The sequence below is a fragment of the Gordonia liuliyuniae genome (genome assembly GCF_021738805.1).
In the GTDB taxonomy this organism is placed as follows: domain Bacteria; phylum Actinomycetota; class Actinomycetes; order Mycobacteriales; family Mycobacteriaceae; genus Gordonia; species Gordonia liuliyuniae.
Genome location: NZ_JAKKOR010000001.1, coordinates 208,127 through 234,767 on the forward strand (window position 1 = coordinate 208,127; position 26,641 = coordinate 234,767).

28 protein-coding genes are annotated in these 26,641 nt (G+C 66.1%); 12 read left to right on the forward strand and 16 right to left on the reverse strand.

Annotated elements, in window-relative coordinates; genetic code table 11:
* Positions 1 to 45: 45 nt before the first annotated feature.
* The 4 genes from dtd to L5G33_RS00875 form a co-directional block, all read right to left on the reverse strand.
* Positions 46 to 498, reverse strand: a complete 453-nt coding sequence (gene dtd / locus L5G33_RS00860; protein WP_236996251.1) for a D-aminoacyl-tRNA deacylase — start codon at positions 496 to 498, stop codon at positions 46 to 48.
* A 25-nt stretch (positions 499 to 523) separates the two neighbouring features.
* Entirely contained in the window at positions 524 to 1,336 is an 813-nt protein-coding gene (erm(46), locus tag L5G33_RS00865) for a 23S rRNA (adenine(2058)-N(6))-methyltransferase Erm(46) (RefSeq protein WP_236996252.1), read from the reverse strand.
* Between the two features lie 211 nt (positions 1,337 to 1,547).
* Positions 1,548 to 3,872 (reverse strand): FdhF/YdeP family oxidoreductase, encoded by a 2,325-nt coding sequence (locus L5G33_RS00870; RefSeq protein WP_236996253.1) that lies wholly within the window; start codon positions 3,870 to 3,872, stop codon positions 1,548 to 1,550.
* A 142-nt stretch (positions 3,873 to 4,014) separates the two neighbouring features.
* Entirely contained in the window at positions 4,015 to 4,416 is a 402-nt protein-coding gene (locus tag L5G33_RS00875; protein ID WP_236996254.1) for a phage holin family protein, read from the reverse strand.
* A 114-nt stretch (positions 4,417 to 4,530) separates the two neighbouring features.
* Here L5G33_RS00875 and L5G33_RS00880 point away from each other — a divergent pair, with 114 nt between their 5' ends.
* Positions 4,531 to 5,376, forward strand: a complete 846-nt coding sequence (locus tag L5G33_RS00880; protein WP_236996255.1) for an LLM class F420-dependent oxidoreductase — start codon at positions 4,531 to 4,533, stop codon at positions 5,374 to 5,376.
* A 16-nt stretch (positions 5,377 to 5,392) separates the two neighbouring features.
* Here L5G33_RS00880 and L5G33_RS00885 read toward each other — a convergent pair whose 3' ends face one another.
* Genes L5G33_RS00885 through L5G33_RS00925 form a run of 9 tightly spaced genes read right to left on the reverse strand, consistent with a single transcriptional unit; the run spans position 5,393 to position 14,272 of the window.
* A complete protein-coding gene (locus tag L5G33_RS00885) occupies positions 5,393 to 6,232 on the reverse strand; it encodes an MlaE family ABC transporter permease (RefSeq protein ID WP_236996256.1) in 840 nt (279 codons plus the stop codon).
* 1 nt (position 6,233) lies between these two features.
* Entirely contained in the window at positions 6,234 to 7,055 is an 822-nt protein-coding gene (locus L5G33_RS00890) for a hypothetical protein (protein ID WP_236996257.1), read from the reverse strand.
* A gap of 42 nt (positions 7,056 to 7,097) precedes the next feature.
* Positions 7,098 to 8,066 carry an MlaD family protein gene (locus L5G33_RS00895; RefSeq protein WP_236996258.1) on the reverse strand — a complete coding sequence of 323 codons (969 nt, stop codon included), beginning with the start codon at positions 8,064 to 8,066 and terminating at the stop codon, positions 7,098 to 7,100.
* Positions 8,063 to 9,130: an MlaD family protein gene (locus L5G33_RS00900; RefSeq protein WP_236996259.1), complete on the reverse strand. Its 1,068-nt coding sequence runs from the start codon at positions 9,128 to 9,130 to the stop codon at positions 8,063 to 8,065. Before L5G33_RS00900 ends, L5G33_RS00895 begins: the two co-directional genes overlap by 4 nt.
* The gene (locus tag L5G33_RS00905; protein WP_236996260.1) at positions 9,127 to 10,242 is read right to left on the reverse strand and encodes an MlaD family protein; all 1,116 of its coding nucleotides are present in this window, start codon (positions 10,240 to 10,242) and stop codon (positions 9,127 to 9,129) included. Before L5G33_RS00905 ends, L5G33_RS00900 begins: the two co-directional genes overlap by 4 nt.
* Positions 10,242 to 11,291, reverse strand: coding sequence for an MCE family protein (locus L5G33_RS00910; RefSeq protein ID WP_236996261.1), 1,050 nt, complete (start codon positions 11,289 to 11,291; stop codon positions 10,242 to 10,244). The genes L5G33_RS00905 and L5G33_RS00910 overlap by 1 nt, the downstream gene beginning before the upstream one ends.
* A complete protein-coding gene (locus L5G33_RS00915) occupies positions 11,288 to 12,331 on the reverse strand; it encodes an MlaD family protein (protein ID WP_236996262.1) in 1,044 nt (347 codons plus the stop codon). The genes L5G33_RS00910 and L5G33_RS00915 overlap by 4 nt, the downstream gene beginning before the upstream one ends.
* Positions 12,328 to 13,410, reverse strand: coding sequence for an MlaD family protein (locus L5G33_RS00920; RefSeq protein WP_236996263.1), 1,083 nt, complete (start codon positions 13,408 to 13,410; stop codon positions 12,328 to 12,330). The genes L5G33_RS00915 and L5G33_RS00920 overlap by 4 nt, the downstream gene beginning before the upstream one ends.
* A 4-nt stretch (positions 13,411 to 13,414) precedes the next feature.
* Positions 13,415 to 14,272, reverse strand: coding sequence for an MlaE family ABC transporter permease (locus tag L5G33_RS00925; RefSeq protein ID WP_236996264.1), 858 nt, complete (start codon positions 14,270 to 14,272; stop codon positions 13,415 to 13,417).
* Between the two features lie 518 nt (positions 14,273 to 14,790).
* Here L5G33_RS00925 and infA point away from each other — a divergent pair.
* The 8 genes from infA to truA all read left to right on the forward strand — a co-directional run bounded on the left by infA (position 14,791) and on the right by truA (position 19,686).
* On the forward strand, positions 14,791 to 15,012 hold the full coding sequence (gene infA, locus L5G33_RS00930; protein WP_007616247.1) for a translation initiation factor IF-1: 222 nt from the start codon (positions 14,791 to 14,793) through the stop codon (positions 15,010 to 15,012).
* Between the two features lie 30 nt (positions 15,013 to 15,042).
* Positions 15,043 to 15,156, forward strand: coding sequence for a 50S ribosomal protein L36 (rpmJ, locus tag L5G33_RS00935; protein ID WP_026917227.1), 114 nt, complete (start codon positions 15,043 to 15,045; stop codon positions 15,154 to 15,156).
* A 174-nt stretch (positions 15,157 to 15,330) separates the two neighbouring features.
* Positions 15,331 to 15,699: a 30S ribosomal protein S13 gene (rpsM, locus tag L5G33_RS00940; RefSeq protein ID WP_236996265.1), complete on the forward strand. Its 369-nt coding sequence runs from the start codon at positions 15,331 to 15,333 to the stop codon at positions 15,697 to 15,699.
* Positions 15,699 to 16,106 carry a 30S ribosomal protein S11 gene (gene rpsK / locus L5G33_RS00945; RefSeq protein ID WP_006895581.1) on the forward strand — a complete coding sequence of 136 codons (408 nt, stop codon included), beginning with the start codon at positions 15,699 to 15,701 and terminating at the stop codon, positions 16,104 to 16,106. The genes rpsM and rpsK overlap by 1 nt, the downstream gene beginning before the upstream one ends.
* Before the next feature lie 22 nt (positions 16,107 to 16,128).
* A complete protein-coding gene (gene rpsD, locus L5G33_RS00950) occupies positions 16,129 to 16,734 on the forward strand; it encodes a 30S ribosomal protein S4 (RefSeq protein WP_236996266.1) in 606 nt (201 codons plus the stop codon).
* Positions 16,735 to 16,932: 198 nt separating this feature from the next.
* Positions 16,933 to 17,985: a DNA-directed RNA polymerase subunit alpha gene (locus L5G33_RS00955; protein WP_236996267.1), complete on the forward strand. Its 1,053-nt coding sequence runs from the start codon at positions 16,933 to 16,935 to the stop codon at positions 17,983 to 17,985.
* Positions 17,986 to 18,049: 64 nt separating this feature from the next.
* Positions 18,050 to 18,790 carry a 50S ribosomal protein L17, sunset domain variant gene (rplQ, locus tag L5G33_RS00960; RefSeq protein ID WP_236996268.1) on the forward strand — a complete coding sequence of 247 codons (741 nt, stop codon included), beginning with the start codon at positions 18,050 to 18,052 and terminating at the stop codon, positions 18,788 to 18,790.
* 62 nt (positions 18,791 to 18,852) lie between these two features.
* On the forward strand, positions 18,853 to 19,686 hold the full coding sequence (truA, locus tag L5G33_RS00965; protein WP_372476835.1) for a tRNA pseudouridine(38-40) synthase TruA: 834 nt from the start codon (positions 18,853 to 18,855) through the stop codon (positions 19,684 to 19,686).
* A gap of 36 nt (positions 19,687 to 19,722) precedes the next feature.
* Here the strand turns inward: truA and L5G33_RS00970 are convergent, their stop codons facing one another.
* Positions 19,723 to 21,570 carry an ABC transporter ATP-binding protein gene (locus L5G33_RS00970; RefSeq protein ID WP_236996269.1) on the reverse strand — a complete coding sequence of 616 codons (1,848 nt, stop codon included), beginning with the start codon at positions 21,568 to 21,570 and terminating at the stop codon, positions 19,723 to 19,725.
* Between the two features lie 65 nt (positions 21,571 to 21,635).
* On the opposite strand from L5G33_RS00970, the gene soxR reads away from it, so the two are divergent.
* The gene (gene soxR, locus L5G33_RS00975) at positions 21,636 to 22,094 is read left to right on the forward strand and encodes a redox-sensitive transcriptional activator SoxR (RefSeq protein ID WP_236996270.1); all 459 of its coding nucleotides are present in this window, start codon (positions 21,636 to 21,638) and stop codon (positions 22,092 to 22,094) included.
* Positions 22,095 to 22,265: 171 nt separating this feature from the next.
* Positions 22,266 to 22,859, forward strand: coding sequence for a TetR/AcrR family transcriptional regulator (locus L5G33_RS00980; RefSeq protein ID WP_236996271.1), 594 nt, complete (start codon positions 22,266 to 22,268; stop codon positions 22,857 to 22,859).
* A gap of 3 nt (positions 22,860 to 22,862) precedes the next feature.
* Here L5G33_RS00980 and L5G33_RS00985 read toward each other — a convergent pair whose 3' ends face one another.
* The gene (locus tag L5G33_RS00985; protein WP_236996272.1) at positions 22,863 to 23,729 is read right to left on the reverse strand and encodes a LysR family transcriptional regulator; all 867 of its coding nucleotides are present in this window, start codon (positions 23,727 to 23,729) and stop codon (positions 22,863 to 22,865) included.
* A gap of 125 nt (positions 23,730 to 23,854) precedes the next feature.
* Between L5G33_RS00985 and L5G33_RS00990 the strand changes: the two genes are divergently transcribed.
* On the forward strand, positions 23,855 to 25,126 hold the full coding sequence (locus L5G33_RS00990) for an NAD(P)/FAD-dependent oxidoreductase (protein WP_236996273.1): 1,272 nt from the start codon (positions 23,855 to 23,857) through the stop codon (positions 25,124 to 25,126).
* Between the two features lie 72 nt (positions 25,127 to 25,198).
* Here L5G33_RS00990 and L5G33_RS00995 read toward each other — a convergent pair whose 3' ends face one another.
* Positions 25,199 to 26,524 (reverse strand): MinD/ParA family ATP-binding protein, encoded by a 1,326-nt coding sequence (locus L5G33_RS00995; RefSeq protein WP_236996274.1) that lies wholly within the window; start codon positions 26,522 to 26,524, stop codon positions 25,199 to 25,201.
* Positions 26,525 to 26,641 lie beyond the last annotated feature (117 nt).

Genomic DNA, 26,641 nt, shown 5'->3' on the forward strand with positions numbered 1-26,641 from the left:
TACCAGTGCTGCCAGCGGAAACGCCGACCTGGCAGGGGATTTCGGTCACACGTCGAGGACGATCGTCACCGGCCCGTCGTTGACGATGTCGACGTGCATGTGGGCCCCGAACCGGCCGGTCTCGACGGTGGCGCCGGCATCCCGCAGAGCGGCGACGACGGCGTCGACCAGCGGCTCGGCGACCGGGCCGGGCGCAGCCGCGTTCCACGACGGTCGACGTCCCTTCGCTGTGTCGGCGTACAGGGTGAACTGGCTGACGACCAGGATCGGCGCGCCCAGGTCGGCGGCCGACGCCTGTGGCCGGTCCTCGTCGCCGTCAAGGATGCGCAGCCCCCAGATCTTGTCGGCCAGCGCGCGGGCATTCGACTCGTCGTCGTCGTGGGTGACGCCGACGAGCGCGACGAGTCCCTGTGCGCCCGACGACAGTTGGAGGGCGCCGACCGCTTTGCCGTCGACCGTGACCGATGCTGCACTGACACGTTGAAGGACTGCTCGCATGACTGGGAGGTTAGTGCCCGTCACGTCACGAGCGTCGGCCGCCCTGCTTCCGAGCGGTAGCCGGATCCCGTTGACCGGTGACCGCGAAAAGCTCGGACCACTGTTGGGGTGAAAGATCGCGCGGCAGCGGTGTGCCCCGAAATCGTTGGCCAGCGAGCCACTTTTCAACCGCGGCTGTGCCGGACCGGCCAGTCACCCGCGGCACGATCTGATGCAGGCCGTGGCCTTTGCCTGTGAAGACGGCGTGGACGAAGGCCCTGTATCGAGGTCGGAGCGCGGGATCGACGAGTGGGATGGTCCGCCGAGTGATGGTCATCAGCCCTGCATCGACTCCCGGCCGTGGTGTGAACGCCGATGCGGGGACACGGCCGACGAGTCCGAACTCGTACCACGGCCACCATTGCGCGGTCATCATCGTCGCACCACCGACCGCTGCACGACGACGTGCAACCTCCCACTGCACAAGCAGAACCGCTGCTGTCCAGTGCTCGGCATGCAGGATGTGCCGCAGTATCGCCGTCGTGTGGTGGAACGGCAAGTTCCCCACGACGGTGTGCGGTGCTTGGGGCAGCCGGTATTGCAGAAAGTCTGTGTGCACGACTGTCGTACTCGGATCGACGCGATGTCGAAGCTTGTGCGCATGTCGCGGATCGATCTCGATAGCTGTGATCGGTCGGCTCAACGCTTGCAGGGGCAGTGTCAACGCGCCACCGCCGGAGCCGATCTCGATGAGCGGGCCATCTGTTCGAGAAACGAGGTCGACGATCGTGTCGATTGTTGTGCGGTCGGTGAGGAAGTTCTGGCCGAGCTCGTGGCGGCCGGCACGGTAGGCAGGCATTGGGGAATTCACTCCGGGCAATAGTCGGATGGCCCGGGCAGCACAAATACGCCGCCCAGCGAAGAAGATGCTGAAAGCGGCGGAGCGTTAAACGTTAGCTCTCCGCCGCTAGAAGCGGCGGAACTTGGTCACTGCGATGCTCGTAATTCCCACGGGCCGCATGCTACACCACGGATATCACGGCGTATGCAACGTCATGACTCGCAACAGTCTAGACGGTAATCGGCCTGCCGCTGTCGGCGCGGACCGCACCCGGTTCGATCCGGACGACGACCTGTTTGGACGCGGGAGTGTTGCACTCGTCGGCGACGGCGCCGCGCGGAATCAACGCGTTACCCTCGGGAAAGTACAGTGCGGCGCAACCCTTCTTGGTCGGGTAGGCGACGACGCGGTAGCCGCGCAGGACACGGTCGTCCTCGCCCGGCCATTCGCTGAACACGTCGACGGTCTGGCCGTCGGACAGGCCGAGTTCGGTGAGGTCGTCCGGGTTGACGAACACCACGAACCGGCCGGCTGCGATGCCGCGGTACCGGTCGCCGAGCCCGTACATGGTGGTGTTGTGCTGGTCGTGGGCGCGCATCGTCTGCAAGATCAGACGGCCCGCAGGCGCGGCGACGTGTTCGGCGGTGCGAACGGTGAACTGGGCGCGACCCGACGCGGTCGGGAACGTGCGCGAATCGCGGGGGCCGTGCGGCAACAGGAACCCGTGGTCGCGGTGGAGCCGTTCGTTGAAGTCGTCGAAACCCGGTATCACCTTCTCGATGGCGTCCCGGATCCGGTCGTAGTCGGCTTCGAAACCGGCCCAGTCGATGTCGCCGACGTAGGGGACCAGACGCTGCGCGAGCCGGCAGAGGACGGACACATCCGACAGGAGATCCGGTGACACGGGCGGGAGTTCGCCGCCGCTCTGATTGACGAAGCAGACGGTGTCTTCGACAGTGGTCACCTGCCGGCCGGTGGCCTGTTCGTCGTACTCGGTGCGGCCGATGACCGGCAGCAGCAGCGACTCGGCACCGGTGATCACATGTGACCGGTTGAGTTTCGTCGTCACCGAGACCGTGAGGTCCACCGACCGGATCGCCGCCTCGGCGCGTCCGGAGTCGGAGATCGCGGCGACGAGGTTGCCAGCCATCGAGAAGAACACCCGGATGTCCCCGCGGTCCATCGCATTCATCGCGTTCACACTGTCCAGACCGTGCTCGCGCGGCGGCTCGAATGCGAACGCCTTGCCCAACTCGTCCAAGAACGCGGCGGGCATCTGCTCCCAGACGCCCATCGTCCGATCGCCCTGCACATTGGAGTGGCCGCGGATCGGCGACGCGCCCGCGCCCCGCTTTCCGATGTTGCCCTTCAACAGGAGCAGGTTCATGATCTCGGCGATCGTGCCGACCGCTTGCTTGTGCTGGGTGATGCCCAACGCCCACGTGACGATCGTCGCGTCGGAGTTCAGATAGCGTTCGGCGAGCTCTTCGATCTCGGCGGCGTCCAGCCCGGTTGCAGCGAGCACCTCGTCGTCGTCGATCGCGAGGATGTGATCGCGGTACGACTCGAAGCCGGTGCAGTGCGCGTTGATGAAGTCCCAGTCGAGCACCTGTCCGGGCGAGACCTGTTCGGCGAGAAGGACGCGTTTGGCGACAGCCTGGATCAGGTGCATGTCGCCGCCGATCTTGATCTGTACGAACTGGTCGGCCATCGCGATGCCGTCGCCGAGCACGCCGACCGGCTTCTGCGGATTCTTGTATCGCAGCAGCGAGGCCTCCGGCAAGACGTTGACGGCGACCATCTGTCCGCCGTTGACCTTGGTGTCCTGGAGCGAGTTCAGCATGCGGGGATGGTTGGTGCCCGGGTTCTGGCCCATGACGATCACCAGGTCGGCGTCGGCGAAGTCGTCGAAGTGGATGGTCGACTTGCCGACCCCGATCGCCGGGACCATGCCCGCGCCGGTCGCCTCGTGACACATGTTGGAGCAGTCGGGCAGATTGTTGGTGCCGTATGCCCGGACGAGCAGCTGGTACAGGAACGCGGGCTCGTTGGTGATGCGGCCGCTCGTGTAGAAGACGGCCTCGTTCGGATCGTCGAGGCTCCGCAGTTTGTCGGCGACGAGGTCGAGTGCGTCGTCCCAGGAGATCGGACGGTAATGGTCGGAGTCGGCGGCCTTGTACATCGGTTCGCCGATCCGCCCCTGCAGACCCAGCCAGTACTCGGATTTGTCGGCCATGTCGGTGAGCGAGTGCTCGGCGAAGAAGTCACGGGTGACGACGGTCGGGATGGACTCCCACACCACCGACTTCATGCCGTTCTCGCAGAACTCCAACGGCTTGGACTTGTCTGGGTTCGCCCACGCACAGCTCGGGCAGTCGAAGCCCTTCTTGTGATTGATCGAGAAGGCGACTTTGGCCGTTCGTTCGGGATCGAGCTCGCCCAGCGCGGGCAGCATCGCGTGCTCGATGGCAGGGAGACCGACCGCCCACGTGGCCGGAGGGCCGACCGTGAGTCCCGCGTCTGTGAAATCGTCTACCGGCGGCTTGCGAGTCATGGGCGTCCTCACGCGTCCGGCGCCGAAATGCTGTTCGGACGCCAAGGGATACGACGCGTTCAGCCTATCGGTCAGTCGGGGAGTTATGTCGCGCTAATGGAGATCGGAGGTCGGGTGATCCCGCTCGGACGTGCCATCCGTGCTACAGGTTTTCCAACCTGTCCTTCATGACGAGCGCAGTCAGCCAGCCGACGATCGAGATGACGATGGCGCCGAAAATGCCCGACCAGAAGATGTCGTCGACCTCCAACCCGACATGGAAGACGTTGTCGGTGAGCCACGCCGTCAGCTTCAGCATCAGCGCGTTGATGATCACGTGGATCAGGCCGAGGGTGACGATGTACAGCGGTATCGACAGGATCTGAACGATCGGTTTGATGAATCCGTTCACCAGGCCGAAGACGGCAGCGACGAGCAGGACGACGCCGACTTTCGCCCACCAGGACGAAAGATCGCCGAAGTCGAACTCGACGCCCGGCACGATGAGAGTCGCGATCCACAGAGCGACGCCGGTGAGGGCGCTTCGGACGAGGAATGTGCGCATGGAGTCCATATTGACACGCGGCGCGGACGATCGGCGAGCACTCAGCGAGGCCGGACCGCAGCCGCTTGATCGAGCGCCGGAATACAACGGAACGCCGGACAGGTTGCACCGACTATGACAGGCAGCGACAAGACCGCACACATCGTCCGGTTCGGCAGGCACGGCGTCTGGGGCGGGTTCAACCAGTTCTCGCCCGACACGGCGCGTGAGATCGAACGACTCGGCTACGGCGCGCTGTGGCTCGGCGGTTCGCCGGCCCACTTGCGGCCCGCACGAAAGATGTTGGAGGCCACCGAGAACCTGACTGTCGCGACCGGGATCGTCAATATCTGGAACACCGACCCCGCGGCGATCGCCGCCGAATACCTCGAACTCGACCGCGACTTCCCGGGGCGCTTCTACCTCGGCATCGGCGCGGGACATCCCGAAGCGACCGCCGAATACACCAGCCCCTTCCGAGCCGTCGAACGGTACCTCGACGTGCTCGACGACGGTGGTGTTCCGGTGAACCGTCGCGTCCTCGCGGCGCTCGGCCCGCGCATGCTGGCCCTCTCCGCCGAGCGCGCACTCGGTGCCCACCCGTATCTGACGGTCCCCACACACACTGCGCAGGCTCGCGAGACGGTGGGCGACGGCGTGCTGTTGGCGCCCGAGCACAAGGTGGTGCTCGGAACCGACCCGGTCGCGGCCCGCGCCGTCGGCCGTCCGCCGGTCGACCAGCCGTACCTGCACCTGCGGAACTACACGTCCAACTTGAAGCGACTCGGCTACACCGACGCCGACATCGCCGACGGCGGCAGCGACGCGCTCATCGACGCGTTGGTCGCGCACGGCGATGCCGCCACGGTCCGCGCACAGATCGACGAGCACTTGGCAGCGGGAGCCGACCACGTCGCCATCCAGCTTCTCGGTTCGTCTGACGTGGCCGCCGACCTGGCGGCGATCATCGGTGCCGTTTGATTGAGCGAGCGTCCCGTCAGCCGATCTGAATCGGAAAGAACACCGTGTAGATGAGCGTCATGATGAAGTTGACGCCGATGATGCCGACTGTGGAGACGACGACGGTCGCGTTGACGCCGTTCGCGACGCCCTGCGGTCCGCCCCGCGCCTCCAGACCGCGCTGACAGCCGATGACGCCGATGATGATGCCGAAGACGATCGCCTTGACGACGCCGAGGATCAGGTCGCGTCCGGACGCGAACGAGCCGAACGACTGCCAGTAACTGCCTGGGCCGACGCCTTGGATCATCACGGCGAGGTAGAACGCCGCGATGACACCGACCAGGATGATGAACAGCGCGAGGAGTGGGGCGACGATTGCGGCGGCAAGCACGCGAGGCACGACGAGACGTTGAATGGGATCGATACCCATCGTGCGCATCGCACTGATCTCCTCGCGGACGGTTCGTGCACCCAGATCGGCGGCGATGGCCGAGGCTCCCGCACCGCCCAGCAGGACACCCGACGCCAACGGCGCCGCCTGCTGGATCACCGCGAAACCGCTCGCAGCGCCCAGTAACGATTGGGCGCCCAGCTGATTGATGATGTTGCCGATCTGGATGGTGACGATGACGCCGAACGGGATCGCCATGAGGAAGGCTGGCACCGCGGTGACGCTGATGAGATACCAGCCCATGACGACGGTCTCCCGGATCTTCAACTGGCCGCGGACGATGTCCAGGACGATCTGAACGATCGAGATGATCGCCAACCGAAACGTTCGGCCCAACGTGCGGATCGGGCCGAGGGCGTTGTCGTTGAAGTTGTCGGTAAACCCGCCGATCGCGGACGGCCGGGAGCGCCCTTCGATGCGCATGTCAGTTGCCGGGCGCCGGTGCGGCAGGCGCGGCCGGGGCGTCCGATGTGGACCCGAGATTGCCCGCGACGGTGTTCGTCGGGTCGCCGACCTCGGTGATGAGCCAATCCTTCGAGCGGTCCAGCGTCAACTTGTAGACGGCGACGGCGTTGCCGCCGCTCGGATTCTGCACCGTCGTGGTGTTGACGTTGACGACGGCGTCGACCCGGAATAGGTCTCCTTCGGAGTCGGAGAGTGATGTCGTCACCAGTTCGGCACTGGTCTTCATTCGCAGCGGGGTGATGATCTGTTCCATCGTCTGGCCGACCGCGTCGTAGCGCTTGGACAGTTCCGGGCTCACGCCCTTCTTCATCGCCGTGATCCAGGGCGTCAGATCCTGGTAGTCGAGCGTCGCGGCCGACACCGCGTACTTGCCTGCCACCATCTCCGCGTCTGCTTCATCGGCTGCGGTGGCACGCATCGAGTCGAGGTCGCTGCGAGCGGACGAGTCGCGGAGCACGAACAGGACGGCCGTCGCGGCCAGGACGATGATCAGCAGCCCGGCGACCAGTGAGGCGATCAGGGCAGGGATCGACATCATCACCTGACGCCGGCCGCCCGATCCGCGGGCGTTCTTCTGCGACAGCGTCTCGGCGGCCTTCTCGTCGCCGGGCCCGTCGTCAGCGGTCTTGTCTGCGGGGGCCTGCTCATCGATCTGGGGCTCGTTCAGCGTCGCCACGGCACCTCTATCGGCGTCGCCCCTATCGACGTGGTTTCTGCCGGCGTCGTCCCCACCGCTGTTTTCACGATCGGTGTAGTGGCGATCGGTGTTGTCCTCAGTCATCGGGTACTCCTGTTCGATACGGAAAGTGCTGTCGGGTTCATGTCAGTTCGGTTGGGAGATGACGAGCTTGACGCCGTCTCCTCCGCCGAGTAGTTCCAGCGCCTGGGCGAGGAAGGCGCTCATGTCGATCTGCGGGACGGTGTCGTCGATCGCGAATGCGATCGGCATCAGCGGGCCGATGGCGTCCATCACCGGGGGGATGATGTCGGCGAGGTACGGGTTGAGCTTCGCGAAGAACGGCTGCACCGAGTCGCGCATCGCCGAGTTCAAATGTCCTTTGTCGACGAGGTCGCCGGTCGCCTCCAACGCGGACAGGAACGTGACGATGATGTCGTGCAGACCGCCCGAGAACTGCGGGAGCGTCTTGACGATCCAATCGAGGTCGGCCGTGTAGACTTGCGTGTTGGAGAACATCTTCCGCATCTGTGGCGAATGTGTCATCAGCATCGTCGCCACCAGTCGCGTGCCGTCGGTGATGCGGTCGAGTGACCCCTCGGTACCGTCGAGAGCTTCGGCGAACGACTTCAATATCCCCGACATCGGCCCGGCGTCGAACACCGACGACATCGTCGAAATCTGGTTGAAAATGCCGGGGATCGACTCGGGCTCCTCCAGATTCTCCGCGGCGATCGTCGCGCCGTTCTTCAGGGACGGTCCACCGCTCGTGCCGGGGGTGAAGTTCAGGTAGGGCTCGCCGAGCGCCGACTGGAGACCGATGGACAGGACGGAATCGGCCGGCAGCGAATTGTCGGCGTCGTACTCAAGCACCAGGGTGGCGCCGTCCGGTTTGATCCGGACGTCGGCCACCTTCCCGATTCGGATTCCGCTGACGAACACACCCGTGTCCTCGAGGATCAGGTTGCTGTCGGTGAGGCTGACGTACGCGGTCTTCGTGTCCTGGAGAGGTTTCCAGTGGTAGGCCTGAGTCGCCAGGTACGTGCCGCAGACGATGATCACCGTCGCGAACGCGAGGACGTTCAAGGCCAGTTCGATTCTGCTGCTCCGGTTCATCGGACCATTCCCAACATGCGGAAGGCGCGGACCATCTCTCGGGAGAGGTCACGGTCGGACACGTCGTTCTCGACCGTCACCGACCTCAGGTTCACTCCCGGTGTGTTCTTGAGCCACGGGAGGACCTTGTCGTCGATCACGTCGGTGAGCAGCTCGGCGTTCGAGACGTCGTTCTGGGGGAAACCGGGGATCAGGAGCGGTGTGACGACGTCGCCGATCAACCGGGTCAAGCTCGACAACACCGGTACCAGCGGCAGCGCCGGGCCGAGCGCGTCGGACAGTCGGCCGAGGATCGCGACCATGTACGTGGTGCTGCTGATCGCCCGGAACTGGTTGACGCCCGCCGGGCTCAGTGCGAACTCCAGGGTGCCCTTCATCGTCGTGAGCCGCTGCGACAGGCCCGCGACATCGCTGAGGATGGCCCCGAGATCATCGGTGTTCGACGCCCAGGTGTCGAGGGTGTCGGCGAGGACCGATTGGATCTCGACGATGTCCTTCGGGTTCTCGGGGAACTGGTCGTTGACCGCGCTGAAGGCGGCGCCGAGCTGCAGAAGGCTTCCGCTGCCGAGGAAGTTGGCCAGGCTCGACAACAGTTGCTCGATCTGGACCGGTTCGGCGACCTGCTCGATGCGCAGTGTTCCGCCCGCGGGCAACGCGTTCGCGGTCGGATCCGACGGGTTCGTGATCGACACGTAGGTGTCGCCGAGCAGCGTGTCCTGCTTGAGTTCCAGCCGCGCGGTCGCCGAGACGACGGTCGAGTCGTCGATCCGCATCGTGATCCTGGTGGCGCCGTCGTCGGGCACGATCGCCGACACCCCGCCCGCGTCGATGCCGTTGACGAGCACCTTCGATTCGAGCGGAAGGTTGACAGCGGTCGGCACCAGCGCGCTGATCTCACGGCCGTCCCGGAGTCCCTGCGGAGTCGGTAGGTTCTCGGGGGCGAACTCGGCGTACGTCGAGCAGCCGGTGAGGGGCACGGCGACGACGAGGGGCACTGCGGCGACTAGAAGGATCACGATCATGCGGAGGATGGGGCGCGCCGCGACGCGAGTCACGGAGGTCATCGGGCCGCTCCCGTCAAGGTCAGGGCCAGTGACAGCGCGTCGATCTCCATCCCGGAGGGATCGGTGACCGTGCATTGCCCGGGCGCATAGCGGTTGATGTTGGCGCACGTGGTCTGCGGGTTCTTGGCCGGGATGCGCGTGGTCGGCGGGGTGTACTTGATGCGCAGGCCGAGCGTCTTCTGATCGAAGGAGATGTCGAAGGCTCGGATGAGGACCGGCACGATTCCCAGGACGTCGCCGAAATTGCGCATGCCGTTGCCGACGACCCGTGCGATCGGGACCACGACGTCCGCGGCGGGCCACACGAAGTGGCTGTAATTGTCGATCACCTTGGTGAGCATGGTGAGCGTCTCCGGCAGTGCGCCGATGATCCGGCTGACACTGCCGATGGTCGGCAGGATCAACGGTTTGACGACACCGGAGATCTCGGTGATGAACGATTCCAGGAACGGCCAGTTGTCGGCGAGACCGGTGGAGAGCGAACTGACGCTGTCGATGATGCGTGAGGTGTCGTCCAATGCCCCGGTGATCGGCGAACGTCCGGGCGCCGCGAGTTGTTTGATGATCGTGTTCAGCAGCGGGCCGGTGCCCGCCAACGCCTCGTCGAGGTTCGACATCGCCGACAGCATCTGCTTCGACTCGGTGAGCCCGCCCGCGGTCGTCAGCTGGGAGGCGACATCCGAGAGGCTTTGCAGCGACTCGGAGATGGACGCGGGGGTGTTCGTGTTCGCCAGCCGGACGCAGTGCTCGGGCTGCAGCTGTGGGCCGCCGTCGTAGTCGCCGAGGAGAGCGAGCTGTCGGACGGCGATCACCGACGGCGCCACGGTGGCGGCCTCCGTGTCGGCGGGGATCGGTACGTCGTCATTGACGGTGAATCGGACCACGGCGTGCCCGCCCTCCGCCTCGACCCCGGTGATCTCGCCGATCGGAACGCCGCGCCGGGTCACCTGGTTGCCGACGAACAATCCGATCGCGTCGTTGAACTCGGCGCAGTATTTCGCGGCTCGCGAGGAGCTGACATCGGCGATCAAGAAACCGGCGACGGCGGAGAGGATGACGGTGATGACGCAGCCGGTGATCAACCAGCGCGATTTAAGGACCTTGGCGATCATCAGCACGTCACCCCCGGCAGCGGGATGCAAAAGTCCGAGGTAAGCACGATCTTGCCTTGATCGACGACGATCGAGCCGTCGGGCTGCACCATCCCTTCGAGGCGGTAGATGAGGTCGCGGGCCCGGCTGATCATCGGCCCGTAGCGCTCGAGCGCAGGACCAAACTCCCGACCGACTGCGTCGATCTGGTCGACGAGCGGCGCGATGTCGTGCATGTAGATCATCGCCAGACCGCGGACCCGCTCCAGGAGCAGTGCCAGGTGGTCGAGGACGACGTTGAGGCGCGATCCGAACACCGAGTACTCGGTGACGAACGAGTCGAGGTTGCGTGCCAGCTGGGTGAGCACGTCGCCGTTGGCGTTGATCTGCTCGGAGTAGTCGGCGGCCAGCGCCAACATGGAGCCGAACTCGTCCTGACGGTTCTGCAAGTTGGTGAGCATCGACTGGATCGTCGTCAGGTTTTCGCGTAACGCGTCCGGATTGTCGTCCAGAGCCTGACCGATCTGGGCGATGCTCTTGCGTGCGGGCGCGGCGTCGATCTCGTCGAGCTTGGGCTGCATCTTCTGGAAGGTCTCCGCAAGGCTGTACGGGATGCTGGTCCTGCTCTCGGGAATGACGTCGTCGCCGAGCGGATCGGTGCCGACAGTGGTCAGGTCGATGTAGCTGCCGCCGACGAGCGTCAGCATCTTCACGTCGGCGTTGGTCTCGTCGCCCAGGAACGTGCCCCACCGCACGGCCATCTCGACGTCGACGTGGTCGTTGCGAAGCTCGACCGACTTGACTGTGCCGACGGGTACACCCGCGACGCGGACGCTGTCGCCGGATTCGAGCTGTCCCGCTTCGCTGAACTGGGCGACCACACGGTAGTGGCCGGGGGAGTACCAGTACGCGGCGACACCGATGACGATCGCGACGAGGGTGACGCCGATGGCCACGACGCCCCAGCCGAATTCGAGCGCACGATCGTGCGACTCGGTTCGCTGGCGCGGGTTGATGACCCACCCGATGATCCCGCCGATCCAACGGAACGGTGCGGTGACGATCTTCATCGCTTGCACAGGGTCACCTGGCTTTCCCGGATGAACAGCTGCAACTGCTTCGGAATCTCGGCGCGACCCCGGGTACACGTCGACTGGGCTTGGTTGGAACTGGTCTGGTTCGAACCGGGTGCGGGGACCGCCGTGTTGAGTGTCTCGAGCAGGACGGGCGCCAGCGACAGCAGCGAGACGGCCGCCTCGAGAGTAGGTTTCGCCTGCGCGAGGAAGAAGCTCGCGTCCGGGGTCCCGTTCGGCTCGACGCCGAGCGAGGCCAGGAGATCGTCCGCCTGGACCAGGAGCGCGCCGGTGTTGTCGGCGAGCTCACGCAACGACGGCGTCCACTGCGCGAGGACGCTGCCGAAGCGGGAGACGTAGTCGATGATCGGCGTGATGTACTGCGACCGTCCGGCCACGGAACCGGAGAGCTCGGCCAGATTGTCGACGAGCGTGTTGATCACCGCGGCGCGGTCGTCAGCGAACCGGACGACTTTCGTGAGGGACGCGACGAACTCGCCGAAGCCGGAGCCGTCGCCCTCGATCACCGCGAGCAGACTCTCGGAGAAATGGTTGATGTCCTCGGTGTTCATGGTCGCGAACACGGGTGCCAGACCGTGGAACACGCGGGTCACATCGAACGACGGGTCGGTGTGGTCGGTGCCGATCACCTGGCCTTTGCGGACCGTGGCGCCGGGCGTCGTCGGTTGCCGCACGTCGACGTATCGGATGCCGGTGAGGTTGAGGTAGCGGATGGCGAGCCGCGTGCCGTCGTAGATCTTCTGCTTCTCGTCGATCTCGAATTCGACACGACCGACCGAGGTGCCGTCCTGGTCGTCGTGGTGGACGGCGATGTCGGTGACCTTGCCGATGCGTGCGCCGAGGACGCGGACATCGCTGCCGACCTTCAGGCCTGCGACGCTGGTGAAGTCGGCAGTGTATTTCGTGGTCGCGGTGTCGACGGGGCGGATGATGGCATTGCTGATGAACAGGCCGCCACCCACGCAGAAGACGGCGAACACGATCAGATAGACCAGTGCGCGAGGGAACTTGGTCACCTGGTTCCCTCCTGTCCGGTCGGGCGGTCGGCTGGACGTTTCGTCACCGACGGCCGATCGAGGACCGCCTTCAAGCCCGGTGCGGACGCCAGGACCGCGTCGACGGTGAGCACCGGCGAGCCGTCGGGGCCCGCGGGCAGTGCTCGGCGGAGCCGCTCGATGAGCGTCGCGATCTGGATGCCGTTGGTCCGTGAGTCGGGGAACGTGTTGTTGATCCGGTCGAGGAGCGCGGTCAGCACCGGCATGAGGGGAGCGGTCTGCCCGAGTTCGGCGTCGGAGAGCAGCGCGGTGCTCTCGTCCATGACCGGCCCCTCGGTGAACGACAGCCCCTGTTCGGCGAGATCGCTGAAGCCCGGCCGCCGTGGCGCCTGCCAGTCCATGAGTCGTCGAATCGGCGGAAGGAGATCGTCGAAGGTGCCCCGAACCTGGGCGACCAACTGCGTGAACTGCGGCAACGTCCGACGCGGGCTCACCACTTGGGTTTCGGCGATGTCGTTCATGATCTGACCTGCGACGCCCAGAATCGGAAGGAGGCCGTCGGTCGCTTTCGCGGCGACGGTCAGGATGTCGCTCATGTACGGGTCGAACGCCTCGTTCTGGAGGTCGCTGAGTTCGCGCAGCAGCGTCGTCATCGTCGCGTCCTCGGGGGAGCCCGCGTCGAGCGTCGATCCGTTGTGTAGCTGAGTTCCACCCGCCTGGCTGGTCAGGACGACGGCGGATATGCCGAACAGGTTCTTCGGCGCGTACGTCACCACGGTCCGATCAGTGAGTACGGCCAGTGCGTCGTCGCCGCGGTCGCCGCTTAGGTCGAGAGTCACCGCGTAGGTGTCGGGGGCGGTGACCTCGATCTCGCTGACGACACCGACCTCGGAGCCGTTGAGGACGACGGCGGCGTCGGGGCGGATGCCGCCCGCCACCGAACTCGTCTTCAGAACGATCTCGGTGGTGTCGTCGGGCAGGGCGCGCACCCCGACGACCGTTGCGGTGGTGACGGCGGCGACGGTTACGATCGTGACCAATGCGCGGTTTCGGTATGCGCTCGCCGTGGCGGACATGCCGGGGATTCGAAATTCGGTCATTGAGTCACCCTCGGAACAGGAACGGCGAGTTGACGCCCCAGAACGCGAGCGTCAGAGCGAGATCGAGAACCATGATCGCGACGAGGCTGGCCCGGACCGCTCGACCGGATGCGACGCCGACGCCCTCTGGCCCGCCGGCCGCGAAGAAACCCTTGTAGCAGTGGATGAGGGTGATCGCCACGATGAACGTGATGGTCTTGACGGTCGCGGCCAGCATGTCGGGGAAGTTCACGAACTGGTCGAAGTAGTGGGCGTAGGCGCCGCGGGATCCGCCTCGGGAGACCACGACGAACGCACTGCTCAGATAGCTGGCGACTAGCGCGACGAGGAACGTTGGGATGGTGGTGAGGACGCCCGCGATGACGCGTGTCGAGACGACGAACGACATCGAATGCACGCCGATCACCTCGAGAGCGTCGATCTCCTCGCTGATGCGCATGGAGCCGATCTCGGCGGTCATGCGGCAGCCGGCCTGGATGGTGAAGGCGACAGCGGCGAGGATCGGAGCGAACTCCCGCGTGATCGCGAACGACGACACCGAACCGGTCACCGAGCCGAGGCCGACGAGGTCCAGGGTGCTGTCGGCGATGATCGCGACAGTCGCTCCGGCCGCGATGCCCAGACCTGCCATGAGCAAGGCCGTTCCGCCGCCGATGACGACGGCGCCACGACCCCACGTGAGGTCTGTGATCGTCCGGATGGTCTGTCGCGGATAGCGGAACGGCGTGACCGGGATGTACCGCACCGTCTGCCACAGAAACGTGAGGAACTGACCGAGATAGGCGAGTGAGAGGTCGACGCCATCCTTCGCTCGGATGAACCACCGAGCGAAGCCGGGTTCATACGTTGATGGAATGCCCAATGGATCCCCCGACCCGTCTGTCTCGTCTCCGGGAATCTGCTCCCGCGCCTGTCACGCCACGCAGTGTGTCGGCCGCCACTTCTGTGCGACGGTTGATTTCTACCACGGATGTAACACGAACGCGAACAGTGTTTCATCGAGCTGGCTGGGTTCCTGCGTCGATATCTAGGCATCGACTGTTGTGCGTCGACAGCTATGTGCCGACTGGGTGCGGCTCCGCGCGGCGGGGTTGGGTGAACGGCGTTTGGCCAGAGGGCCGGAATGGAAGCATGGCACTGGGTGGGTACGCCGGGACGCGCGGAGGTAACGGGGCTGATGTCGCACGGTTCGAGTTGGTCGGAACCGGATGCCTCGCGTAGACTCGAACGTCGGTGCGTCGTGCGGTTTCCGTGTGTCCGTAACCGAGTGGCGACAGTCACTCGGCGAGGAGGGAGCCGCAGTGCGTGCCACCGTACCGGAAGTCGAAGGATCCAGGCCCGGAGTCGCGTAACGCGTGCCTCCGGAGAATCGCGGAGGACATGGCGAAGAAAGACGGAGCCATCGAGGTCGAGGGTCGAGTTGTCGAACCCCTGCCCAATGCAATGTTTCGCATTGAGCTGGAGAACGGACACAAGGTTCTCGCCCACATCAGTGGCAAGATGCGGCAGCACTACATCCGCATCCTGCCCGAGGATCGTGTGGTCGTGGAGCTTTCGCCCTACGACCTGGCCCGTGGACGAATCGTCTACCGGTACAAGTAACCCTCGAAGTTCAACAAGGAGAACGGTGACGTGAAGGTCAAGCCGAGCGTCAAGCCGATCTGCGAGAAGTGCAAAGTGATCCGCCGTAACGGCCGGGTCATGGTGATCTGCGAAAACCTGCGTCACAAGCAGCGTCAGGGCTGATCAACGCCCCTCTTCGGGTCGCTTGAGAAACACAACTGAACATCGCGAATGAACTTCTGGCACCAGTGTTCGCAGACGCGCGGACACCTACCCCCGGTGCAGAGGCCGGGGCCCGGCATATGAGTTCGGGACGGACCAGAAGCAGACCTCTGAGAAATACGAAGGAATCGCCACATGGCACGTGTTGCTGGTGTGGATCTTCCCCGCGAAAAGCGGCTGGAGATCGCACTCACATACATCTACGGGGTGGGTCGCACCACTTCGAAAGAGATCCTCGCCGGAACCGGTCTCTCGGCCGACCTCCGCGCGAAGGATCTGACCGACGCAGACGTTTCGAAGCTGCGTGAATACATCGAGGCATCGGTGAAGGTGGAGGGCGACCTCCGCCGCGAGGTGCAGGCCGACATCCGTCGCAAGATCGAGATCGGCTGCTACCAGGGTCTGCGGCACCGTCGCGGCCTGCCGGTACACGGTCAGCGCACCAAGACCAACGCCCGCACTCGCAAGGGACCGAAGAAGACCATCGCCGGGAAGAAGAAGTAATGCCTCCGAAGTCACGTAGCGCAGGCCCCAAGAAGGGCACCCGCCGTCGCGATAAGAAGAACGTCCCGCTCGGCCACGCACACATCAAGTCGACGTTCAACAACACCATCGTCTCGATCACCGACCCTGAGGGCAACGTGATCAGCTGGGCCTCCTCCGGCCACGTGGGCTTCAAGGGCTCGCGCAAGAGCACCCCGTTCGCCGCGCAGCTCGCTGCCGAGAACGCTGCTCGCAAGGCGCAGGAGAACGGTGTCAAGAAGGTCGACGTATTCGTCAAGGGACCGGGTTCAGGTCGCGAGACCGCCATCCGTTCGCTGCAGGCAGCCGGCCTCGAGGTCGGCACCATCTCCGACGTGACCCCGCAGCCGCACAACGGCTGCCGCCCGCCCAAGCGGCGCCGGGTCTAAGCGGGAAAGGAAGAGATAAACCATGGCTCGCTATACCGGCCCCGCAACTAAGAAGTCTCGTCGACTCCGCGTCGACCTCGTCGGTGGAGACGCATCGTTCGAGCGTCGCCCGTACCCGCCCGGCCAGCACGGCCGCGCGCGGATCAAAGAATCTGAGTACCTGCTCCAGCTGCAGGAGAAGCAGAAGGCTCGCTTCACCTACGGCATCATGGAGAAGCAGTTCCGCCGCTACTACGAAGAGGCGAACCGTCGCTCCGGCAAGACCGGCGACGTGCTGCTCCAGATCTTGGAGACCCGTCTCGACAACGTCGTCTACCGTGCAGGCATCGCTCGCACGCGTCGTCAGGCCCGCCAGATGGTCAGCCACGGCCACTTCACCGTCAACGGTGTTCGCGTGGACGTGCCCAGCTACCGCGTCAGCCAGTACGACATCATCGACGTTCGTCCGAAGTCGCTGCAGACCACGCCGTTCCAGATCGCCAAGGAGACCATCGGCGATCGACCGACCCCGGCTTGGCTGCAGGTGGTTCCCTCCACGCTGCGCATCCTCGTGCACTCGGTGCCCGAGCGTGCTCAGATCGAGGTCCCGCTGACCGAGCAGCTCATCGTCGAGTTCTACTCCAAGTAGTCACTGGGGGCTGCGTCCCCCGAGTGTTCCTGGACGCTCTCGCGCAGCCTGCTGCGTGCGTGTCCAGGGCACACTCGCCAAGAGAACTCGAACGGCTAGCCGTTCACACAGAAAAGACCAAAACAGCAGCGAGATGCTGTTTGGTTTCCGCTTCCAGACCGTCAAATAGCGGGCGGTCACGAAGGAGACACACCCTCAATGCTCATCTCACAGCGACCTTCACTGTCTGAAGAGGTCATCGCCGAGGACCGGTCGAAGTTCATCATCGAACCGCTCGAACCGGGATTCGGCTACACCCTCGGCAACTCGCTGCGGCGCACGCTGCTGTCATCCATCCCGGGCGCGGCAGTGACCAGCATCCGCATCGACGGCGTTCTGCACGAGTTCACCACCGTCCCCGGAGTCAAGGAAGATGTCACCAACATCATCCTGAACCTCAAGGGACTCGTCGTGAGCTCCGAAGAGGACGAGCCGGTCACCATGTACGTCCGCAAGCAGGGTCCGGGAGCCGTCACCGGCGCCGATATCGTGCCGCCGGCAGGCGTCACCGTCCACAACCCGGACCTGCACATCGCGACCCTCAACGACAAGGGCAAGCTCGAGATCGAGCTCGTCGTCGAGCGGGGCCGCGGTTACGTGCCGGCCGTGCAGAACAAGGCGTCCGGCGCCGAGATCGGCCGCATCCCGGTCGACTCGATCTACTCGCCGGTCCTCAAGGTGACCTACAACGTCGAGGCCACCCGCGTCGAGCAGCGCACCGACTTCGATCGTCTGGTGCTTGACGTGGAGACCAAGAACTCCATCACCGCGCGCGATGCACTCGCCTCCGCCGGTAAGACCCTGGTCGAGCTCTTCGGCCTGGCTCGGGAGCTCAACGTCGAGGCAGAAGGCATCGAGATCGGACCCTCGCCCGCCGAGGCCGACCACATCGCTGCGTTCACGCTGCCGATCGAGGATCTGGAGCTGACCGTTCGTTCGTACAACTGCCTCAAGCGCGAGGGTGTTCACACCGTCGGCGAGCTGGTGGCACGCACCGAATCGGATCTGCTTGACATCCGCAACTTCGGACAGAAGTCGATCGACGAGGTGAAGGTGAAGCTCCACGGTCTGGGACTGGCCCTCAAGGACAGCCCGGCCAGCTTCGACCCGTCGCAGGTCGCCGGTTACGACCCGGCCACCGGCACATGGACGGACGAGGCGTCGTACGACGCCGACTCCGGTGAGGATTTCGCGGAGACCGAACAGCTCTAAGGGGCTGCTAGAACCACTACGACTTTCGGTCTGCAGATCGCAAGTCCCCTCCTAGGAGAGAGAAATGCCCAAGCCCACAAAGGGTGCCCGCCTCGGCGGGTCGGCCAGCCACCAGAAGGCGATCTTGGCGAACCTCGCCACGGCGCTCTTCGAGCACGGCCGCATCACCACCACCGAAGCGAAGGCCAAGCGGCTCCGTCCGTACGCCGAGAAGCTCATCACCCACGCGAAGGCAGGCGCGCTCGCGAACCGTCGCCAGGTGCTGAAGGACATCCGCGACAAGGATGTCGTTCACACGCTGTTCGCCGAGATCGGCCCGCACTTCGCCGAGCGCGATGGCGGCTACACGCGCATCATCAAGACTCTGCCGCGCAAGGGCGACAACGCCCCCATGGCAGTGATCGAGCTGGTCCGCGAAGCCACCGCGTCGAACGAGGCCAACCGCGTCGCACGCGCCGCGGCGTCGAAGAAGAAGGCCGCCGAAGGCGACAACGTCGTCGAGGCCGTCGAGGCCGAGGCGACGGACGCACAGGTCGAGAACGCCGAAGCGGTCGCTGAGGCCGTCGACGACGTGTCGACCGCAGCTGTCGTCGCCGACGCCGACGCTCCGGTAGGCTCGCACGCTCCGATCGAGGGCGACGAGCAGCCGGAGGGCTTCCCGATCAAGGGCAATGCCCAGTCGAAGCTGTACCACCGCCCGGGCACTCGTTTCTACGAGTCGACCGTCGCGGAAATCTGGTTCGCCACTGAAGCGGACGCAGAGGCAGCAGGCTACTCGCTGCCGCCGTCGCAGCAGGAAGACTGATCCTTCCAGACACGGCACTGCCCGCCCCCGTCACCGACGAGGGCGGGCAGTGCCGTCTCCGATTGACGATCGGATACGACGGCACCGACTTCTCGGGTTGGGCGACCCAACCCGGCAGGCGCACCGTGTGCGAGACGATCGAGACCACTCTCGCGACCATTCTCCGCGCCCCGGTGCGACTGACGGTCGCGGGCCGAACAGACGCAGGCGTCCACGCGTCCGGTCAGGTGGCGCACTGTGACGTGCCCGTCGCCTCACTGGCCACCCGCTCGATCGACGGCGACCCGTCCCGACTTGTCCGCAGGCTCGCCAAGATGCTCCCCGATGACGTCCGCGTCAAAGCCGTCGACGCCGTCTCGGACGACTTCGACGCCCGCTTCGCGGCCCTCGCCCGCACCTACGAGTACCGACTGGCCGATGCCCGGTGGGGCGCTGAACCCATGCTGGCCCGCACCACCGCGGACTGGCCGCGCGCACTCGACGTCGACGCCATGAACGCGGCGTCCGCGAGACTGGTCGGCCTCAACGACTTCGCCGCCTTCTGTCGCTACCGTCCCGGATCGACGACGATCCGCGAACTCCAGGCATTCACGTGGCGGCGCGACGAGCACGACGTCCTCATCGCGGTGGTCCGCGCCGACGCCTTCTGCTGGTCGATGGTCCGTTCCCTCGTCGGCGCGGTCGCCGTGGTCGGCGACGGGCGTCGCGACCTCGACTGGTGCGCGTCGCTGCTCACCGAGAAGACGCGTTCCGCGCAGGTGCCCGTCGCGCAGGCCCGCGGCCTGAGCCTCGTGCACGTCGCGTACCCGCCGCCAGAGGATTGGGCCGTACGTGCCGAACGCACGCGCGACGTCCGCGACGAGGCCGACCTCGACGGCGGCTGCTGCGGCGACTGAACTCCGCCCCTGCCCGGTTGGCGGCTGGAGCTGCCCTCACGCGCGATACAGTTCCGCGTACCGGCCGTCCGCGTCGACGAGTTCGACGTGCGAACCGGACTCGATGACGCGGCCGCCCTCGACGACGAGGATCCGGTCCGCGTCACGGATTGTCGCCAGCCGATGAGCGATCACGATCGCGGTGCGTCCGGCGAGCGCTTCGGACAACGCGAGTTGGACCTGCGCCTCGGACGTCGCATCCAGGTGTGCGGTCGCCTCGTCGAGGATCACCACGCGCGGACGGGCCAGCAGCACACGGGCGATCGTCAACCGTTGGCGTTCGCCGCCGGAGAAGCGGTAGCCGCGTTCGCCGACGATCGTGTCGAGCCCGTCGGGGAGGGCCGCGATCACACCGTCGAGCCGAGCCCGGCGCAAGACCTCCCAGAGCTCGTCGTCGCTCGCGTCCCGGCGGGCGAGACGGACGTTGGCCCGCACCGTGTCGTGGAACAGGTGTCCGTCCTGAGTCACCATGCCGACCGTCGCGTGCAACGATGCCGCTTCGAGTTCGCGCACGTCCACTCCACCGATGCGGACCGCTCCGGAGTCGACGTCGAACAGCCGGGGGATGAGCCCGGCGATCGTCGACTTGCCCGCACCTGACGTACCGACCAGTGCGACCGTCTGCCCCGGCTCCACGGTGAACGACACGTCGTGCAGCACACGGCCGGCGGGTCGTGGATCGAGGACGGCGACCTCTTCCAGCGACGCCAGCGAGATCTGCGCGGCCGACGGGTACGAGAACGAGACCCCGTCGAACTCAACCCCTACCGGGCCGGTCGGGGCGGGGCGGGCGTCCGCGCGGTCCCGGATGAGGGGTTCGAGGTCGAGGACCTCGAAGACCCGCTCGAAGCTCACGATCGCGCTCATCGCTTCCACCCGGGTGTTGGCGAGTGCGGTGAGCGGCGCGTACAGCCGGGTCAGCAACATCGCCAACGACACGATCGTGCCCGTTTGAATCTGCCCGTGAAGAGCGAGCACACCGCCGATCCCGTAGACGAGTGCCAACGCCAGCGCGGACACCAGCATCAGGGCGAGATAGAAGACCTCCTGCACCATGGCCGACCGCACACCGATGTCGCGGACACTGCCCGCCCGCTCGGCGAACTCGGTGGACTCGCGATCCGCGCCGCCGAACAACTTGATCAACGTCGCTCCCGGGGCGCTGAAGCGTTCGGTCATGCGATCGCCCATCGCCGCGTTGTGTCCGGCGCGCGTCCGTTGCATCTGGGCGAGGCGAGCGCCGAAGCGTCGCGCGGGCCACAGGAAGATCGGCAGGAGGATCAATGTCGCGAGGGTGATCGGCCAGGACAGGCTCAGCATCGCGACCAGGGCCAGCAGCAGCGTGACGGTGTTACTGATGACGCCCGAGAAGGCATCGCTGAACGCCCGTTGCGCGCCGATCACGTCGTTGTTCAGTCGGCTCACCAACGCGCCCGTCCGGGTGCGACTGAAGAAGGCGACCGGCATGGTCTGAACGTGGTCGTAGACGGCGGTCCGCAAATCGTAGATCAGATGCTCGCCGATCGTCGCCGACAGCCAGCGTTGGACGACCCCGAACCCGGCTTCGGCGACGGCGACCACCGCGATGACCGACGCCAGCCACACGACGACCGACACCGACGCCGAGCGCGTGATCGCGTCGATGACGCGGCCCGCGAGCAGCGGCGTCGCGACGGTCAGGACCGCGATCACCACACTGACCACCGCGAATCCGGCAAGCCGGCGCCGGTGCGGTGCGGCGAACCGCGCGATCCGTCGTAGCAGCGCCGGGTCGATCCGGCCGCGGTCGGTGGTCGCGTTCATCGCCGCGTGCATCGTGGTCCATGCCGTCGTCTCCATACTCATGACTCGAGCTTGAAACATCAACTAAGGTTGAGGTCAAGTCCTCGTCTCGGAAAGGTGTATCGCTGATGACTGAACGGCCCGCGTGGAACAGCCGGGAGCTGACCGTCGGCGAACTGTCCGCGCGCAGCGGCGTCGCCGTCTCGGCGCTTCACTTCTACGAGAGGGAGGGGCTGATCGACGCGCGTCGGACGAGCGGCAACCAGCGGCGATACCGGCGCGACACGCTGCGTCGGGTGGCTCTGATCAGGATCGCGCAGCGCGTCGGCATTCCACTGGCCGACATCCACGACGCGCTGGCGCGACTGCCGGAGGGGCGTACGCCGACGGCCCGCGATTGGACGCGGCTGTCGGAGGGGTGGCGCGACGAACTCGATCAACGCATTCACCGGCTGCAGCAGTTGCGTGACGACTTCAACGGGTGCATCGGCTGCGGCTGCCTGTCCCTGGAGCGGTGTGCGTTGGCGAATCCGCACGACGAGTACGGGCGTCACGGCGACGGTCCGCGACGTCTCCTCGAATCGTGATGCTGGGTCGTACGAGCGAGACGGGCGTGCGATTGCTCGCGCGCCCGTCTCGTGGGGTGGAGAGGCTGGGAGGGAGTCTTATGCCACCGTTCGGGATATCGTTCGTATCTAGAACGAAACATAAGCTACAGTCGGGGACCTAGTCAAGCAGTGGAGTCGGTGGAGGGTGCAGTGTCGCGAACGGTCGGCGGGGGGAGGCCCCGGGACGGTCGGATCGATGACGCGGTCCTCGACGCGGCGCGCGAACTGCTCAGCGAAGTCGGCTACAACGGGCTGACGCTCACCGAGGTCGCGGCGCGTGCCGGCACGTCGGTTCCGGCGATTCGTCGACGGTGGCCGGGCAAGGCGCATCTGGTCCATCACGTGGTGTTCCCGACCGCGGTGGCGGTGCCGCCACGGAATCCGACCGCGACGCTCGCCGACGAAGTCGAGGCGATCGTCGACGCCTGTGCCGCGATCTTCTCCGATTCGGCCATGCGCCGGGCCATCCTCGGGCTGATCAGCGACCTGGGGCCGCAGACGGACGTCAAGGCGCAACTCACCGACGAACTCCGCGACATCGTCTGGCCGGACCTGACCGAGCGGCTGCAGGACGCTGCCGCTCGCGACGGCGTCGAGGTGTCGGAGGATCCGACCATGGTCATCGAGGTCGCCTTCGGCGGAACCCTCGCCGCGGTGCTCCTGCGTCGCAACGAGCGACTCGACGACGCGTGGCGCGACTCGATGCGGCGGACGCTACACGCGGTTCTCGCGGCTCGCGTGTGACTCTCACATGCGGCGGAACCCGTTTGAGAGTTCGGTGAGCAGTTCGGCGACGAGTTCGTTGGGTGTCGCGTCCACGCGGAGCACTGCCGATACCGGGAGCGTGAAGTTCAGACTGCGTCGGCACGAGATGCCGGGCTGCAGCGGATCCTCGTAGAGGAGAGTCCACGCAGTCGGATGGTTGATGAGCTCGAACGCGACGGAGTGACCCTCGCGGATCTCCGGACCGTAGGTGACCTCGGCGTCCGCGCGCACGAACGCGCGGTCGACGAGTCGATGCAGCAGTACTTGGCGGTCCGCGGGCGGCAGGATCAGCGGGTAGGAGGCGAGGTCGGCGGGGCTGGGCGCCTGCCCGCCTGCCGCCAGCGGATGGCGGGAACTGAACGCGATGACCGGCTGGTCTACCCACAGCGGATCGAGGTACAGGCCGTCCCGGTCGACGCTGCCGCGGATCAGTGCGAGGTCGGCCTCACCGGACGCGACGGCATCGATGCGCTGACTGAACGGTTTGATCAGGAAGTCGATCTCGGCGTCCGGATTGCGTTCGCGGACCGCCGACACCGCGGTCAGCGCGGCGCCGGCGAAAGACATGTTGGCGGCGATGCGGACACGGTCCGGTCGCGGGGACGTCGCGGCGATCGCGTCGTCGCGCAGCGCGAGCAGATCTCGCGCGTAGGGGACGAGCGTCTCGCCCGCTTCGGTGAGTCGGACGCGCCGCTGCGAACGGTCGAAGAGTTCGGTTGCCAACTCACGTTCGAGGGCCGCCACCTGGTGGCTGATGGCCGACTGCGAGACGAAGCACCGTTGCGCTGCACGGGAGAACCCACCGGTCTCGGCCACCGCGACCACATACTCGAGCTGACGAAACTCCATTCCAGCATTCTATGAATAGAACAGATCGTAAGTACAAGAGAATGCCTGTTCGCTGACCTTGTTGATCGATCAGAGTTCTAGCAACCTGGTGGGAGAGGCACACCGACTCGAGAGGAGCAGGGAACATGCGCAGGACCGACGTGGTGATCATCGGATCTGGTTTCGGCGGGCTCGCCGTCGCGAAGCGTCTGGCGAAGTCGAAGATCGACACGCTGCTGATCTCGGCGACCGACGAGCACCTGTTCCAGCCGCTGCTGTATCAAGTGGCGACCGGAGTGTTGCCGACCGAGGAGATCGCGCCGAACATCGGCGACGTCCTCGAGTCCAAAGAGTCCGTGTCGGTGGCCCGCGGGTACGTGACCGACATCGACGTCGATCGCAAGGTCGTCACCTACCGCACCGACGACGGTGACGAGCAAGTCGGCTACGACCGTCTCGTCGCCGCTGCCGGCGTCGCGCAGGGATACTTCGGGCACGACGAGTGGGCCGACCGCACATTCTCGTTGAAGTCGCTCGACGACGCCGTCGCCTTGCGCGCCCACTTGCTCGAGTGCTTTGCCGCGCCCGCCGACGACGCCGAGGCGCACACCTTCGTGGTAGTCGGCGGCGGTGCGACCGGCGTCGAGATCGCCGGGCAGATCCGCGAGTTGAGCACCCGCCACTTCACCGAGGTGCCCGCCGTCGTCTATCTCGTCGAGGGCGCGGGCGACCTGCTTCCCGTGTACGGCGGCAAGCTGTCGGCGTTCGCCCGAAAGACGTTGGAGAAGACGGGCATCGAGGTTCTCACCGACACCTTCGTCACCGACATCGACGGCGTCGAGGTCACCGTCCGCAGCGGCGACGAGGATCGCGTGTTGCGCGCAGCGACCATCGTGTGGTCCGCGGGTGTGCAGGCGACCGGACTGGCCGGAGTCCTCGCCGAGGTGACGGGCTGCGCCACCGATCGCGCGGGCCGACTTCTGATCGACGACGACCTCACGGTCGGCGACCGGGACGACGTCTTCGCCATCGGTGACATGACGAGCCTGAAGGGCTACCCGGGGCAGAGCCCGGTCGCCATGCAGCAGGGCCGTCACGTCGCCGACGTGATCCGCGGGGAGAAGGCCGCGGGCACCGAGTTCGTCTACCTGGACAAGGGCAGCATGGCCGTCGTCAACCGGCACAACGCCGTCGTCGACGCTCCGTTCGGCATCAAGCTGACCGGCGTGCTCGGCTGGTTCACCTGGCTGGCCGTCCACCTGTTCTACCTGGTCGGATTCCGGAACCGGGTGGCCGCGATCGCCTCCTGGTTCAAGGCCTTCGCCGGCCGGGCCCGGCCCGGCTTCGCCCAGGTCGCGGTGGCCGCACCGGCGAGCGAGTCGCCCCGCCGGCCGCGTGGCGCAGAGAGAGCCGCCTGAGGTCAGCCGCTCTCGTGCCGCTTGGCCTGGAGGTCGCCCCGATGCGTCTCCAGGCCGCTGCACGTCGCCGCCTCACCCCTCGAAAGGCGGATGACGTCGCAGCACGGTGCCGCCGAAGTCGTCGGCGATCGTCGCGGCCAGTTCGACGAAGGCGCGACGAGCGCGCTTGCCGAGAAGCTCGAGATCGATGTCGGCGCCCTCCGCGAGATGATCGTCGAACGAGATCTCGTGGACGGCGCGGCAGCGCGTCAAGAAGTGCCTGGTCAGGTCGTCGACGTCGATCGACGACGCACCCGGTCGTGCAGAACTGAGGACGACGACGCTGCGCGCGATCAGGTGCCCGAACCCGTGGCCGCCGAGCCAATCGAGGGTGGCGCCTGCGCTGCGTGCTCCGTCGAGCGCAGGCGAGCTGACCAGAACGATCGCGTCGGCGAGATCGAGTACACCGCGCATCGCGCTGTGACTCATACCGGTGCCGCAGTCGGTCAGAATGATGTTGTAGAACCGCTGCAGGATCGACATGGCCCCGCGGTACTCGTCCTCGTCGAACGCTTCAGCGGCGGCCGGATCCCGTTCGGACGCCAGGACTTCCAGTCGGCTCGGCGCCTGCGAGGTATGGGCGCGAACGTCCGAGTAGCGGGCGACGACGGGGTCGGCCAGCAGGTCCCGGACGGTGGACCGCGTCTGTAGTGGCACGCGTTGGGCGAGCGTGCCGAGATCCGGGTTGGCGTCCACCGCGATCACCCGGTCGCCGCGCAGCGAGGCGAACGTCGAACCCAGCCCGATCGTCGTGGTGGTTTTGCCGACGCCGCCTTTGAGCGAGAGCACGGCGATCCGGTAGTCGCCGCGGACCGGTTGGCGGACATGGTCGAGCAGGTCACGGTATTCCAGTTCCGCCGACGACTCGCCGGGGTTCACGGCACCCCCGCTCAACGTGTGGACGGCTCGGCGCCAACCTCGGACCGGTGGGCGTCGTGCCTTGCGGATCAACCCGACCTCGTCGAGCGCTGGACCCGACCGCTGCCCGGACGGTCGGGGCTGAACGGGCCGCTGTCGCAGGGGCGGTGGCTGAGCAGGTTGTCGCGGGGAGGGCTGGGACGGGGAGGACTGGGGCGGGGCGGGTTGGGGCGGGGCGGTTTGGGCTGCAGGACGGTAGACCGGTGTCGGGGCGGCCGCCTGCTGCGACCCCACGCCGTGCTGGGCGAGTGGCGGTCGCGGGGGGACCGCAGGTGCGGGCGGCGGCACGATCCCCGACAGGTCGACTTCGCCGACCGGCGCGTCGCCAGCGTCGTCGACCTGCCCGGGTTGTGGTCCGACCAGCTGCGGTCCGACCAGCCACGGCGGAGTGTCGGCGTCGTACGGGCCGGTGCCGCTAGGCGTGGCGATGTCGGTGGTCATGGCGGGTCCCTTCGCTGCGGCTGGGTGAGCGTGCTCTGACGCGGTGGAGCCGAACGCTACGCCTGCCGTCAGGCGACTCGCCCGAAAGAAGATCGATGGAACCGAAAGCGGTCGGCG

Bases quoted from the DNA above. Each gene is read 5' to 3' on its own strand.
- dtd (WP_236996251.1), bottom strand. From the start codon at position 498: ATGCGAGCAGTCCTTCAACGTGTCAGTGCAGCATCGGTCACGGTCGAC.
- L5G33_RS00870 (WP_236996253.1), bottom strand. From the start codon at position 3,872: ATGACTCGCAAGCCGCCGGTAGACGATTTCACAGACGCGGGACTCACG.
- L5G33_RS00875 (WP_236996254.1), bottom strand. From the start codon at position 4,416: ATGCGCACATTCCTCGTCCGAAGCGCCCTCACCGGCGTCGCTCTGTGG.
- L5G33_RS00880 (WP_236996255.1), top strand. From the start codon at position 4,531: ATGACAGGCAGCGACAAGACCGCACACATCGTCCGGTTCGGCAGGCAC.
- L5G33_RS00885 (WP_236996256.1), bottom strand. From the start codon at position 6,232: ATGCGCATCGAAGGGCGCTCCCGGCCGTCCGCGATCGGCGGGTTTACC.
- L5G33_RS00890 (WP_236996257.1), bottom strand. From the start codon at position 7,055: ATGACTGAGGACAACACCGATCGCCACTACACCGATCGTGAAAACAGC.
- L5G33_RS00895 (WP_236996258.1), bottom strand. From the start codon at position 8,066: ATGAACCGGAGCAGCAGAATCGAACTGGCCTTGAACGTCCTCGCGTTC.
- L5G33_RS00900 (WP_236996259.1), bottom strand. From the start codon at position 9,130: ATGACCTCCGTGACTCGCGTCGCGGCGCGCCCCATCCTCCGCATGATC.
- L5G33_RS00905 (WP_236996260.1), bottom strand. From the start codon at position 10,242: ATGATCGCCAAGGTCCTTAAATCGCGCTGGTTGATCACCGGCTGCGTC.
- L5G33_RS00910 (WP_236996261.1), bottom strand. From the start codon at position 11,291: ATGAAGATCGTCACCGCACCGTTCCGTTGGATCGGCGGGATCATCGGG.
- L5G33_RS00920 (WP_236996263.1), bottom strand. From the start codon at position 13,410: ATGACCGAATTTCGAATCCCCGGCATGTCCGCCACGGCGAGCGCATAC.
- infA (WP_007616247.1), top strand. From the start codon at position 14,791: ATGGCGAAGAAAGACGGAGCCATCGAGGTCGAGGGTCGAGTTGTCGAA.
- rpsM (WP_236996265.1), top strand. From the start codon at position 15,331: ATGGCACGTGTTGCTGGTGTGGATCTTCCCCGCGAAAAGCGGCTGGAG.
- rpsK (WP_006895581.1), top strand. From the start codon at position 15,699: ATGCCTCCGAAGTCACGTAGCGCAGGCCCCAAGAAGGGCACCCGCCGT.
- rpsD (WP_236996266.1), top strand. From the start codon at position 16,129: ATGGCTCGCTATACCGGCCCCGCAACTAAGAAGTCTCGTCGACTCCGC.
- L5G33_RS00955 (WP_236996267.1), top strand. From the start codon at position 16,933: ATGCTCATCTCACAGCGACCTTCACTGTCTGAAGAGGTCATCGCCGAG.
- rplQ (WP_236996268.1), top strand. From the start codon at position 18,050: ATGCCCAAGCCCACAAAGGGTGCCCGCCTCGGCGGGTCGGCCAGCCAC.
- L5G33_RS00970 (WP_236996269.1), bottom strand. From the start codon at position 21,570: ATGAGTATGGAGACGACGGCATGGACCACGATGCACGCGGCGATGAAC.
- soxR (WP_236996270.1), top strand. From the start codon at position 21,636: ATGACTGAACGGCCCGCGTGGAACAGCCGGGAGCTGACCGTCGGCGAA.
- L5G33_RS00985 (WP_236996272.1), bottom strand. From the start codon at position 23,729: ATGGAGTTTCGTCAGCTCGAGTATGTGGTCGCGGTGGCCGAGACCGGT.
- L5G33_RS00990 (WP_236996273.1), top strand. From the start codon at position 23,855: ATGCGCAGGACCGACGTGGTGATCATCGGATCTGGTTTCGGCGGGCTC.
- L5G33_RS00995 (WP_236996274.1), bottom strand. From the start codon at position 26,524: ATGACCACCGACATCGCCACGCCTAGCGGCACCGGCCCGTACGACGCC.